The sequence below is a fragment of the Bacillus sp. C30 genome, from assembly GCF_040838255.1.
Lineage (GTDB): Bacteria > Bacillota > Bacilli > Bacillales > Bacillaceae_G > Bacillus_A > Bacillus_A mycoides.
The window spans coordinates 1-12,131 of sequence record NZ_JBFPJH010000091.1 but is presented as its reverse complement, the minus strand read 5'-3'; the positions used below and the strand labels follow the sequence as shown (position 1 = coordinate 12,131).

The 12,131-nt window shown below is 35.0% G+C and carries 12 protein-coding genes and 1 pseudogene; 10 read left to right on the top strand and 3 right to left on the bottom strand.

The features are described 5' to 3' along the window. Together AB3X49_RS11235 and dnaA are read right to left on the bottom strand one after the other, a co-directional pair. Positions 1–248 (bottom strand): annotated as a pseudogene (locus AB3X49_RS11235) (DNA polymerase III subunit beta); the annotation flags it as partial. 182 nt (positions 249–430) lie between these two features. Continuing rightward, on the bottom strand, positions 431–1,771 hold the full coding sequence (gene dnaA, locus AB3X49_RS11230) for a chromosomal replication initiator protein DnaA (RefSeq protein ID WP_002016481.1): 1,341 nt from the start codon (positions 1,769–1,771) through the stop codon (positions 431–433). A 563-nt stretch (positions 1,772–2,334) separates the two neighbouring features. On the opposite strand from dnaA, the gene rpmH reads away from it, so the two are divergent. The 10 genes from rpmH (at position 2,335) to spo0J (ending at position 11,391) form a co-directional block, all read left to right on the top strand. Continuing rightward, a complete protein-coding gene (gene rpmH / locus AB3X49_RS11225; protein WP_000831901.1) occupies positions 2,335–2,469 on the top strand; it encodes a 50S ribosomal protein L34 in 135 nt (44 codons plus the stop codon). A gap of 76 nt (positions 2,470–2,545) precedes the next feature. Next, positions 2,546–2,893 (top strand): ribonuclease P protein component, encoded by a 348-nt coding sequence (gene rnpA, locus AB3X49_RS11220; RefSeq protein ID WP_002089963.1) that lies wholly within the window; start codon positions 2,546–2,548, stop codon positions 2,891–2,893. A gap of 52 nt (positions 2,894–2,945) precedes the next feature. Continuing rightward, complete coding sequence (gene spoIIIJ, locus AB3X49_RS11215) at positions 2,946–3,713, top strand: YidC family membrane integrase SpoIIIJ (RefSeq protein WP_002016477.1); 768 nt, start codon at positions 2,946–2,948, stop codon at positions 3,711–3,713. Further along, positions 3,710–4,327: an RNA-binding cell elongation regulator Jag/EloR gene (jag, locus tag AB3X49_RS11210; RefSeq protein WP_367962084.1), complete on the top strand. Its 618-nt coding sequence runs from the start codon at positions 3,710–3,712 to the stop codon at positions 4,325–4,327. Before spoIIIJ ends, jag begins: the two co-directional genes overlap by 4 nt. A gap of 227 nt (positions 4,328–4,554) precedes the next feature. After that, the gene (mnmE, locus tag AB3X49_RS11205; RefSeq protein WP_367962082.1) at positions 4,555–5,931 is read left to right on the top strand and encodes a tRNA uridine-5-carboxymethylaminomethyl(34) synthesis GTPase MnmE; all 1,377 of its coding nucleotides are present in this window, start codon (positions 4,555–4,557) and stop codon (positions 5,929–5,931) included. Between the two features lie 58 nt (positions 5,932–5,989). After that, a complete protein-coding gene (gene mnmG, locus AB3X49_RS11200) occupies positions 5,990–7,879 on the top strand; it encodes a tRNA uridine-5-carboxymethylaminomethyl(34) synthesis enzyme MnmG (protein ID WP_367962080.1) in 1,890 nt (629 codons plus the stop codon). A gap of 22 nt (positions 7,880–7,901) precedes the next feature. Next, positions 7,902–8,621: a 16S rRNA (guanine(527)-N(7))-methyltransferase RsmG gene (gene rsmG, locus AB3X49_RS11195; protein ID WP_002089956.1), complete on the top strand. Its 720-nt coding sequence runs from the start codon at positions 7,902–7,904 to the stop codon at positions 8,619–8,621. 105 nt (positions 8,622–8,726) lie between these two features. Further along, positions 8,727–9,599: a nucleoid occlusion protein gene (noc, locus tag AB3X49_RS11190; RefSeq protein ID WP_002016471.1), complete on the top strand. Its 873-nt coding sequence runs from the start codon at positions 8,727–8,729 to the stop codon at positions 9,597–9,599. A 186-nt stretch (positions 9,600–9,785) separates the two neighbouring features. Beyond that, positions 9,786–10,547, top strand: coding sequence for a sporulation initiation inhibitor protein Soj (gene soj / locus AB3X49_RS11185; RefSeq protein WP_002016469.1), 762 nt, complete (start codon positions 9,786–9,788; stop codon positions 10,545–10,547). Beyond that, positions 10,540–11,391 carry a stage 0 sporulation protein Spo0J gene (gene spo0J / locus AB3X49_RS11180; RefSeq protein WP_171902578.1) on the top strand — a complete coding sequence of 284 codons (852 nt, stop codon included), beginning with the start codon at positions 10,540–10,542 and terminating at the stop codon, positions 11,389–11,391. The genes soj and spo0J overlap by 8 nt, the downstream gene beginning before the upstream one ends. Positions 11,392–11,411: 20 nt before the next feature. Here spo0J and yyaC read toward each other — a convergent pair whose 3' ends face one another. Beyond that, positions 11,412–12,008: a spore protease YyaC gene (gene yyaC, locus AB3X49_RS11175; protein WP_088293170.1), complete on the bottom strand. Its 597-nt coding sequence runs from the start codon at positions 12,006–12,008 to the stop codon at positions 11,412–11,414. Positions 12,009–12,131: the final 123 nt, after the last annotated feature.

Sequence of the window (12,131 nt, the reverse complement as noted above, 5' to 3'; positions counted from 1 at the left end):
CTAAAATATTTTGCTTGTAAAATAATACTTCCTGATTGTTCAATTTCCACAATTTCTTTTCCAGCATCTTCGACTGGGATAAATGATTCGATAGAGATGTCTGCATCACTACCTGTTAAAGTAACTCCTTCTTCAGTTGCTACAACTTTAATCCCTGTAAGAATTGGAATTGTTGTACGAGAAGAAACTGCCTTCATTACATCTTGTACACTTCTTACAAGATAGTCTTTTTGTATTGTAAAACGCATAACGAAAAACCTCCGGTAAGTATAAGATTTTATTTATTTAATAAAGATAAAAAAGTAGTAGTAATAGTAATAGGGCTTGTGGATATGTGGATAACCCTGTTTAAAGATGTAAAAACAGTCTATCTACATGTGGATAGACTGTGCGTAAAATAAGCTAAGTTATTCACACTATTCAGCTACTACTATTTTAAAATATCCTTAACTTCTTCAACGTGTTTTTGTAATTGAGTATCCGTTTTTAATAGCTTCGAAATTTTTTCGTGAGCATGGATTACTGTTGTATGATCGCGGCCACCAAATTCTTCACCTATTTTTGGCAAAGATGAGTCCGTAAGTTCACGTGATAAATACATCGCAATTTGGCGAGGGAATGCAACGGATTTTGTCCGTTTTTTTGCTTTGAAATCTTCTAATTTTACTTGATAGACGCCCCCAACAGCCTTTTGAATATCAGAAATAGAAATAATTCTAGGTATAGAGTTTGGAATAATATTTTTAAGCGCTTCAGCCGCTAAATCAGCATTCATATCTTTATTAATTAAAGATGAATAAGCTACAACTCGAATAAGTGCACCCTCTAGTTCACGAATATTTGAATCGATTTGATTTGCGATATAAAGCATAACTTCATTTGGTATATCAAGACCTTCTGCTTTTGCTTTTTTACGTAAAATTGCGATTCTAGTTTCTAAATCTGGTGGCGTAATGTCCGTAATTAACCCCCATTCAAAGCGAGAACGAAGGCGATCTTCTAAAGTTGGGATTTCTTTTGGTGGTCTATCGCTTGAAATCACAATTTGTTTACTTTCTTCATGTAACGCATTAAATGTATGGAAAAACTCTTCCTGTGTTTGTTCTTTTCCAGCAAGAAATTGAATATCATCTATCAATAAGACATCTACATTACGATATTTATTACGAAAATCGACAGCTTTATTATCACGAATTGAATTAATAAATTCATTTGTAAATTTTTCAGATGATAAATATACAACTTTTGCATTTGGGTTGTGTTCAATTACATAATGCCCAATTGCGTGCATTAAATGTGTTTTTCCAAGTCCAACGCCCCCGTAAATAAAGAGCGGATTATAGGCTTTAGCTGGTGCTTCAGCTACAGCTAAAGAAGCAGCATGTGCAAAACGATTACCAGAGCCAATAACAAATGTATCAAATGTATATTTTGGGTTTAACATACTCTGTGGTAAGTGATTAGACTCATCATGTGCGTGTTTTTGCTTAACAGAAGGGAGATCTATATCCTCTTCTGCCTGACTTTGGGGAATGATAAAACGAATAGCTAGTTTTGCCCCTGTTAAATCATAAAGTGTTTCGGAGATTAGTTCCGAATAATGAGATTCTAGCCAGTCACGAGCGAATTCATTTGGAGCTGTAATAGTTAATACATCTTTTTTTAAGTTATGAGCAGTTGTTGATTTTAACCAGGTTTCATAACTTGGCTTGCTTACCTTTTTTTCTAATTCTTTTAAGGCACTATTCCATAAATCAGAGATATTTTCCAAAGGTGTCCCTCCTTTACAAAGATGGTAAAAGAATAAGGTTGCGCAACAATTGTACAACCTGTAAATATTTCTAATGCATATTTATACGAAGCGTATTTTAAAATATAAAAACGTCGTTAGTATCCGAGATAGAGTTTTCGACAAAATAACACATGTGGACAACTATTTACTCACATGTGATTTAAACTATCCACATGTTATACACAAATTGTGGATAAAATAAAGGTGTGGAAAACTTATTCAAAGTGAAAACACAACTATAATATCAAAAAAAAGCAGCTATAGCAATGAATTTAAGAAAGTTATCCACAAAATCAATACCTTGTGGAATAAACTTGTCCACAATACGATATACTGTGTAAAAGTAAAAAAAGAGTTTGTGGATACAAAAAAGAGAAAATATATTTATCCACAAGGAAATATAGGTACTGTGAAAAAGTTTGTGAATAGGTTAAAAATGAATATTTGATGAAAATTTCGAGAACCATTGACATTTTCCTATTTGATTTACTATAATTTATTAGACTGTCTTTAACAGATATTCCTCAGGGAGGTGTCATATAATGAAAAGAACTTACCAACCAAATAAACGTAAGCGCAGCAAAGTACATGGTTTCCGCAGCCGTATGAGCACAGCAAACGGACGTAAAGTGCTAGCAGCTCGTCGTCGTAAAGGAAGAAAAGTATTATCTGCGTAGACCACTGATCGTTCAGTGGTCTTTTTTTCTAATAATAATGAGTTTCCGCTGATGAAATACAGGAGTGTCAAATGATATGAAGAAAAAAAATCGTATAAAAAAGAATGATGAATTCCAGGCTGTTTTCCAAAAAGGACAATCGAATGCCAATCGCCAGTTTGTTGTATACAAATTAGATAAAGAAAAACAGCCGCATTTTCGCATTGGTCTTTCTGTTAGTAAGAAAATAGGAAATGCAGTAGTGCGTAATCGAATTAAGCGTATGATTCGCCAATCGATTATAGAATTAAAAGATGAGATAGATTCTGGAAAAGATTTTGTTATAATAGCAAGGAAGCCTTGTGCAGAGATGACATATGAAGAGTTAAAGAAAAGCTTAATTCATGTCTTTAAACGCTCTGGTATGAAAAGAATAAAAAAGTAGCGTAAGGAAATGAATTACACTATATACATACCGAAACAAGGAGGAGCAGGCTTTGAAAAAGAAAATAGGTTTATTAGCCATGGTTATTATGCTAATGGCAATTGCTACCGGCTGTAGTGAAACAAATCAACCGATTACACCGAAAAGCACTGGGATTTGGAATGAATATTTCGTATACCCGCTTTCTCAGTTAATCACGTATTTTGCAGAATTATTTGGTAGTAATTACGGTTTAGCAATCGTTGTTACAACTCTTATCATTCGTTTTGCATTATTACCATTAATGATTAAACAAACGAAGAGTACGAAAGCAATGCAGGCGTTACAACCAGAAATGGTGAAATTAAAAGAGAAATATAGTTCTAAAGATCAAGCAACACAGCAAAAACTACAACAAGAAATGATGCAGTTATATCAAAAGAATGGTGTAAACCCATTAGCAGGATGTTTACCAATATTTGTTCAGATGCCTATTTTATTCGCGTTTTATCATGCGATTATGAGAACAACAGCAATTAGTGAACATACATTTTTATGGTTCGATTTAGGACAGGCGGATCCGTTCTATATCCTTCCAATTGTTGCAGCTATTACGACGTTTATTCAGCAAAAGCTTGCAATGGCAGGAACGGCTGGACAAAATCCGCAAATGGCAATGATGATTTGGCTTATGCCAATTATGATTTTAGTCTTTGCAATTAACTTCCCAGCAGCACTATCGTTGTACTGGGTAGTTGGTAATATCTTTGGTATCGCTCAAATGTATATGATCAAAGGGCCTGACATTAAGGCTAGTAAGGCAGGAGGATCAAGCAAGTGAGTATGATTACTGCTAAAGGACAAACAGTCGAGCTGGCAGTACAAGATGCTTTAAGACAATTAAATGCTTCGAAAGATCGAGTAGATATAAATATTATCGATGAGGGTAAGAGGGGGTTCCTAGGTTTATTTGGGAATCGCCCCGCTGTTGTAGAAGTTGTATTGAAAAAAGATCCAATCCAAGAATGTGAAGAATATTTAAAAAATGTTATTCAAAATATGGGTGTGGAAGTTGAGATTAGAAAAATTGTAAAAGGACGCGAAGTTAAATTTACAATTTTTAGTGAAAATATCGGTGTTTTAATTGGTAAAAGAGGGAATACGTTGAATTCTTTACAGTATTTAACAAAGCTTGTTGCGAACCGTAATACAAAGCAATATATTGGTATTACACTGGATGCTGAAAACTATCGTAGTAAAAGAAAAAATACGTTAGAGTCTCTTTCCTATCGATTAGCAAAACAAGTAGTGAGTACGAAAAAAAGAGTTGTTCTAGAACCAATGCCTTCTTTCGAACGAAAAATTATTCACCAAGCATTATCTAATCATCAAAATATCATTACAACTTCTGAAGGAAAAGAACCACATCGGTATGTTGTAATATCTTCCAAGTGACCGGTTACTCAATTGAGTGCCGGTTTTTTTGAGGAGAAAATAAATGTGGATAACTAAAAAACACTAAACTTATCCACTGTGAATAAGTTTAGTGTTTTTTACATAAGGACATAATAAAATGAGTTATTATTCTTTTGTAGATAGGTTCGTTATGGTATCCTAATAATTTAGTGACGGAAAAAATTCATGTTGAAATAGAGATAAATAAGCAAGTGAGGTGAAAGGACATGGAATTTGATACAATTGCCGCAATTTCCACAGCACTTGGGGAAGGTGCAATTGCCATTGTTCGAGTAAGTGGGGATGATGCGATTGAGAAAGTCGATCGTATTTTTAAAGGGAAGGATTTAACACAGGTTTCTTCTCATACAATTCATTATGGTCATATTGTCGATTTAGATACAAATCAAGTTATTGAAGAAGTTATGGTGTCCATTATGCGTGCACCAAGGACTTTTACGCGTGAAAATATAGTAGAAATTAACTGTCATGGTGGACTTGTTTCGGTAAATAAAGTATTACAGCTTATTTTAGCGCAAGGAGTACGACTGGCAGAGCCTGGTGAATTTACAAAACGTGCTTTTTTAAATGGACGTATTGATTTGTCACAAGCAGAAGCTGTTATGGACTTAATCCGTGCGAAAACAGATCGTGCTATGAATGTAGCGATTAACCAAATGGAAGGACGATTATCTAAATTAATCGGCCATCTGCGTCAAGAAATATTAGAAACATTAGCTCATATTGAGGTGAATATAGATTACCCAGAATATGATGATGTAGAAGAGATGACGCATAATATTTTAATTGAGAAAGCTACACATGTCCGTGCTGAAATTGCAAAGATATTAGAAACATCGAAGCAAGGAAAGATTTTACGTGAAGGCATTTCTACCGCGATTATCGGTAGACCTAACGTTGGGAAATCATCGCTATTAAATAGTCTTGTTCAGGAGAAAAAGGCAATTGTAACTGATATTGCAGGAACAACTCGTGATGTTATTGAAGAGTATGTTAATGTGCGTGGTGTACCACTTAAACTTATAGATACAGCCGGAATTCGTGAAACGGAAGATATTGTTGAACGAATTGGTGTAGAGCGTTCGAAGGAAATGATGAGCCAAGCAGACTTAGTGTTAATTGTAGTGAATTATAGCGAGGCTTTAACAAATGAAGATGAGGATCTATTCCGTGCCGTACAAGGAAAAGATTTCATTGTTATTGTAAATAAGACAGATTTACCGCAAGAAATTGATATGGAACGTATTACAGATTTAGCGGTAGGAAATCGTGTTATTACAACATCTTTAATTGAGGAGCAAGGAATAGATGAGCTTGAAAAGGCAATAGCTGATTTATTCTTTGAAGGAACAATTGATTCTGCGGATATGACATACGTGTCTAATGCGAGACATATCGGATTATTAACACAAGCAGGAAGAACAATTAACGATGCAATTGAAGCGATAGAAAATGGTGTTCCGATTGATATGGTTCAAATTGATTTAACAAGAGCGTGGGAAATACTTGGTGAAATTACTGGTGATACTGTCCATGAAAGCTTAATTGACCAATTGTTCTCTCAATTTTGTTTAGGAAAATAAAGTAAAACTTTAATCAGAGATGATTTAGTAAGATAGAGGTTATTAGGAGGAATAAACAATGGGATACAATGCCGGTTTATATGATGTCATAGTAATCGGTGCAGGTCATGCAGGATGTGAAGCTGGTCTTGCGGCAGCACGAATGGGCTCAAAAACATTAATGTTAACAATTAACTTAGATATGGTAGCGTTCATGCCATGTAACCCTTCTGTTGGTGGACCAGCAAAAGGGATTGTTGTTCGTGAAATTGATGCATTAGGCGGAGAAATGGGACGCAATATTGATAAAACACATATTCAAATGCGTATGTTAAATACGGGTAAAGGACCAGCTGTACGCGCGCTTCGTGCACAAGCTGATAAATTCTCTTACCAGCATGAATTAAAGAAAACAATTGAAGAAACACCAAACTTAACGTTGTTTCAAGGTCTGGTAGAGCGTTTAATTGTTGAAGATGGTGTATGTAAAGGGGTAATTACGCAAGCTGGTGCTGAATACACAGCGAAAACAGTTGTAATTACAACGGGAACATTTTTACGTGGTGAGATTATTATGGGAGATTTAAAATATTCAAGTGGTCCAAATAATCAGCAACCATCTATTACATTATCTGAACACTTAGAGGAACTTGGTTTTGATCTTGTTAGATTTAAAACAGGTACACCTCCGCGTGTAAACAGTAATACGATTGATTATAGTAAAACAGAAATTCAACCAGGTGATGATAAGCCACGTGCTTTCTCTTTTGAAACGACAAGATTTATTATGGATCAAATTCCATGTTGGTTAACGTATACAAGTACAGAAACACATCGTTTAATAGATGAAAACTTACATCGCTCAGCTATGTATTCTGGTATGATTAAAGGAACAGGGCCTAGATATTGCCCTTCAATTGAAGACAAGGTAGTAAGATTTAATGATAAACCACGTCATCAAATTTTCTTAGAGCCAGAAGGACGTAATACACAAGAAGTATATGTACAAGGCTTATCGACGAGCTTACCAGAAGATGTACAGCGTGCAATGCTTAGAACAATTCCTGGCCTGGAAAATGTTGAAATGATGCGTACGGGTTATGCAATTGAATATGATGCGATCGTACCAACTCAACTATGGCCAACACTTGAAACGAAAAAAATTAAAAATTTATATACAGCAGGACAAATTAATGGAACTTCTGGTTACGAAGAAGCGGCAGGACAAGGGCTTATGGCTGGAATTAATGCAGCATGTCGTTCTTTAGGTAAAAAAGAAGTTATTTTAGGTCGCGCTGATGCATATATTGGTGTTTTAATTGATGACCTTGTTACAAAAGGCACAAATGAACCATACCGTTTATTAACGTCTCGTGCAGAATATCGTTTATTATTACGCCATGATAATGCAGATCTTCGTCTAACTGAGGTTGGGCGTGAAATTGGTTTAATTAAAGAAGATCGTTATGAGAGATTTACAAATAAAAAACTACAAATTGAACAGGAAAAGGAACGGTTAGAGGGTATTTTTATTAAACCGCGTCCTGAAGTTCAAGAATTAATTCGTAGTATTGGCGGAAGTGAATTGAAAGATGGAATACGTGCAAGTGACTTATTACGTCGTCCAGAGGTGACATATGAGCATATTCATCTTTTAGTACCAAGTGAAGTAGCATTAAGTGATGAAATTACGGAACAAGTTGAAATTCAGACCAAGTACGAAGGATACATTGAAAAATCTTTACAGCAAGTAGAACGTATGAAGAAAATGGAAAACAAAAAAATTCCTGTGGATATTGATTATGATGCGATTTCTAGCCTTGCCTCAGAAGCGAGACAGAAATTGAAAGATGTTCGTCCGCTTTCAATGGGGCAAGCTTCACGTATTTCTGGCGTAAATCCAGCTGATGTTTCCATTTTACTTATTTACATTGAACAAGGAAAAATTGCACGAGTATCGAACCAATAACATAGTAAGGGGATATTGCTAGATGAACATAGAACAATTTCAATCTATGCTAGAAGAGAAGGGTATTTCCCTCTCTTCTAGACAGTTAGAGCAGTTCGAAATCTATTTTGAAACATTAGTAGAGTGGAATGAAAAAATGAACTTAACGGCTATTACGGAGAAAGAAGAAGTATACTTAAAACACTTTTTTGATTCTGTTACAGCGGCTTTTTATTATGATTTTTCGAAACCATTTTCTATTTGTGATGTTGGAGCAGGAGCTGGATTCCCAAGTATCCCTTTAAAAATCTGTTTCCCGCACTTAAAAGTAACAATTGTAGATTCATTACAAAAACGTATTAATTTCTTAAATCACTTAGCGCAAAAGTTAGAATTAAGTGATGTTGCATTTTGTCATGATCGTGCTGAAACATTTGGAAAAAAAGAAGGTGTACGTGAAGCATACGATATTGTAATGGCACGTGCAGTTGCACGTCTTTCTGTATTAAGTGAGCTATGTTTACCACTTGTAAAAGTAGGGGGAACATTCATTGCAATGAAAGGCGCAGCGGCTAACGAAGAAATCGAAAATGGCAAATATGCTTTAGAGGTACTTGGCGGAGAATTGAAAGAGATGTCTACGTTCCAATTACCGTTTGAAGAAAGTGAGCGTAATATTTTATTAATCGAGAAAAAGCGTAAGACACCAAAGAAATATCCACGCAAACCGGGAACGCCCAATAAATTACCTATTGAAAAATAAATCTTATTAGACGTAAGATTAAATTATATAAATGAAAACGTAAATGTTTCATAGGAAACATTTTATGTAGAACAGTCAATAGGCCTAAAAGGTGGTGGAATATGTATGAAAAATACGTTTTCTCGTTTATTTGGCTTTGGAGATAAAGAGAGCGAATTCGAATTACAAGACGAAAGCCATGAAGAAATAGCTAAAAAGGTATATGAAGAAATACAAGAAATTCCGATAGTAAACATTACCCCTAACCGTTATCAACCACGAACAGTTTTTGACGATGCACGTATTGAGGAGCTAGCATTAACGATTCGTACACATGGGCTTATCCAGCCGATTGTTGTGAGACAATATGAGGATGATAAGTACGAGATTATTGCCGGGGAAAGGCGTTTCCGCGCAGCAACAAAGTTAGGGTGGGAAAAAGTTCCTGCAATAATAAAGAATTTAAATGATACTGAGACAGCTTCTGTAGCGTTAATTGAAAATTTGCAGCGTGAGGAATTAACAGCAATTGAGGAAGCTGTGGCATATCAAAAGCTGATTGAGTTACATAATTTAACACAAGAAGCATTGGCACAACGACTTGGAAAAGGACAATCGACAGTCGCAAATAAATTGCGATTATTAAAATTACCTGAAGAAATCAAAAGTGCATTATTAGAAAAAAGTATTACAGAACGGCATGCTCGCGCCCTTATTCCTTTGAAAAATGAGGAATTACAACTGAAGGTTTTACAAGAGATTGTGGAGAAGCAATTGAATGTAAAGCAAACAGAAGAACGAATTGCAAAGTTACTAGAAGAAGTAAAACCAAAGCGCAAAGCGAAGCAAAAAGCAGTAAGTCGAGATGCGAGAATTGCTATGAACACGATTAGACAATCATTACAAATGGTTGCTAATAGTGGTTTGAATGTTAATTCTGCGGAAGAAGAGTTTGATGAATACTATCAAATTACGATTAAAATTCCGAAGAAAAAATAATTACGTGCTAGAGACCTTATCCTATTGGAGAGGTCTCTTTTACTATATTTTCTTGTTAAAGCAAGAAGGAGTTTAGAAATAAATTTTGAAGTTTAATAAGGACGTAAAAGAAAAACTTTTATTTCATGTTACAATAAACGTAATTGTTTCTAGAATAAGAAAGAAAGGTTGAAAGTAGGTGACATCATGGGAAAAATCATTGCTATTGCTAATCAAAAAGGCGGTGTTGGAAAAACAACAACATCCGTTAATTTAGGGGCTGGATTGGCACAAGTAGGAAAAAAAGTCCTTCTCGTAGATATTGATGCTCAAGGAAATGCAACGACTGGTGTAGGGATTGAAAAGTCTGAATTAGATCAATGTATTTATAATGTTCTTGTAGAAGATGCAGATGTTCAAGGTGCCATACGGAAAACCGCAACTGAAAACTTAGATGTTCTACCCGCTACAATTCAATTGGCTGGTGCTGAAATTGAATTGGTACCAACCATTTCCCGGGAAGTACGCTTGCAAAGAGCGTTACAGCCAATTCGTGATGAATATGAGTATATTATTATTGACTGCCCCCCATCCTTAGGGTTATTAACGATTAATGCATTAACAGCAGCAGATTCTGTTATTATTCCTGTACAGTGTGAATATTACGCGCTGGAAGGGTTAAGTCAGCTATTAAATACAGTTCGACTTGTGCAAAAGCATTTAAATAAAAATTTAGCAATTCAAGGTGTATTGTTAACGATGTTGGATGCTCGTACAAATTTAGGAATTCAAGTTATAGATGAAGTGAAAAAATACTTTAGGGATAAAGTATATCGTTCGATTATTCCTCGTAATGTTCGCTTAAGTGAGGCACCAAGTCATGGAAAACCAATTATGCAGTATGACGCTAAATCAAGAGGAGCAGAAGTATATTTAGATTTAGCAGAGGAAGTGATTGCAGGTGGCTAAGGGATTAGGAAGAGGAATCAACGTGTTTTTTCCAGATTTAGATGTGAAAGAAGAAGAAACGATTCAGGAGATTATAGTAACTGAATTAAGGCCGAATCCATATCAACCACGTAAACATTTCAATAAAGAAGCGATTCAGGAATTAGCGGCTTCTATTAAAGAGCACGGTATATTGCAACCGTTAATTGCTCGAAAGAGTATTAAAGGATATGAAATAGTTGCAGGTGAAAGAAGATATCGTGCTGCTAAAGAGGCTGGACTTGAGAAAGTGCCTGCTGTCGTAAGGCAATTAAATGAGCAGCAAATGATGGAATTTGCTTTGCTTGAAAACTTACAACGAGAAGATTTAAATCCTATGGAAGAGGCAATGGCATATCAGATGTTAATGAACGAGCTAAATGTAACACAAGAACAATTAGCAAAACGTCTTGGTAAAAGCAGGCCTTATATCGCAAATTATACTCGTTTGTTAAGCCTCCCTTCATTCGTTCAAGATATGATTGCAAACGGTCAACTTTCAATGGCTCATGGAAGAACTTTACTTACAATAAAAGATGAAGAACAGTTGAAATCTTTATTGAAGCGAATTGAAAAAGAAGGACTGAATGTTCGCCAATTGGAACAAATTGTCCAGGAAATTAATCAACGTGTTTCACGTGAAACACAACAAGTGAAAAAAGAAAGAAATATATTTTTTGTAGAGCGTGAAACGTTTTTAAGAGAAAAGTTTGGTACGGATGTAAAAATTAAAGAAACGAAAAAAGAAAAAGGTAAAATCGAAATCGAATTTTTTAATAAAGAAGATTTAAATCGAATTTTAGAATTATTATCAAAGGGAAATTAAAAAGCAAACCATCTTATTGTTTATAGATGGTTTGCTTTTTTTAATGCAGATAATTTTTGATCGGTTTCTTTTATACTTTGTACAATTACATCGGCCATCTTCATGACTAAACTTAGTCTTGTATTTTGAAGTACGAAAAACTCCATGAAACCATTTAAATTTACGATGCCATGAATATGCAAGTCACCAATTTCAGGTAATTTCTTATTCATCGCAGCCCCAGGTTTACTGGGGCCCTTTCCGGTAGTTATAGAACCGATACTTTGAGATTTTCCTAAACATGCATCAACAGCAATAATAAATGAAGTAGGATTTTCTTTCTGTATATTCTGAATTTTCTCTTCTAGATTTAGTGCATGTATTGGTTCGTCTAGTGTGCCGAATACTTGAAGGTTTTTGATTTCAATTTGTTCTAGTTTAGTACCAACTAATGGACCAAGTGCATCACCGGTGGAACGGTCTGTTCCGATACAAACGAGAATGAGTGGCATATTAGTCTTAATGGGAATATGGGAAAGTAAGAAATTACTGATTGTCTCAGAGGCTTCTAAGTCATGATGCATAACATTTTGAGTTTCTTTTTCAAAAAAAGGTAAGCGAAAACTTCTAATATTCATGAAGCACCCATCCTTTTAATAAATTTTCACAATATGTTATATGGTGTGTGAAATGGAAAATTATAAGTGCATACTTTTTACAAACTGTGAATGAAAACGGGAATAATAGTACTAGTATATATA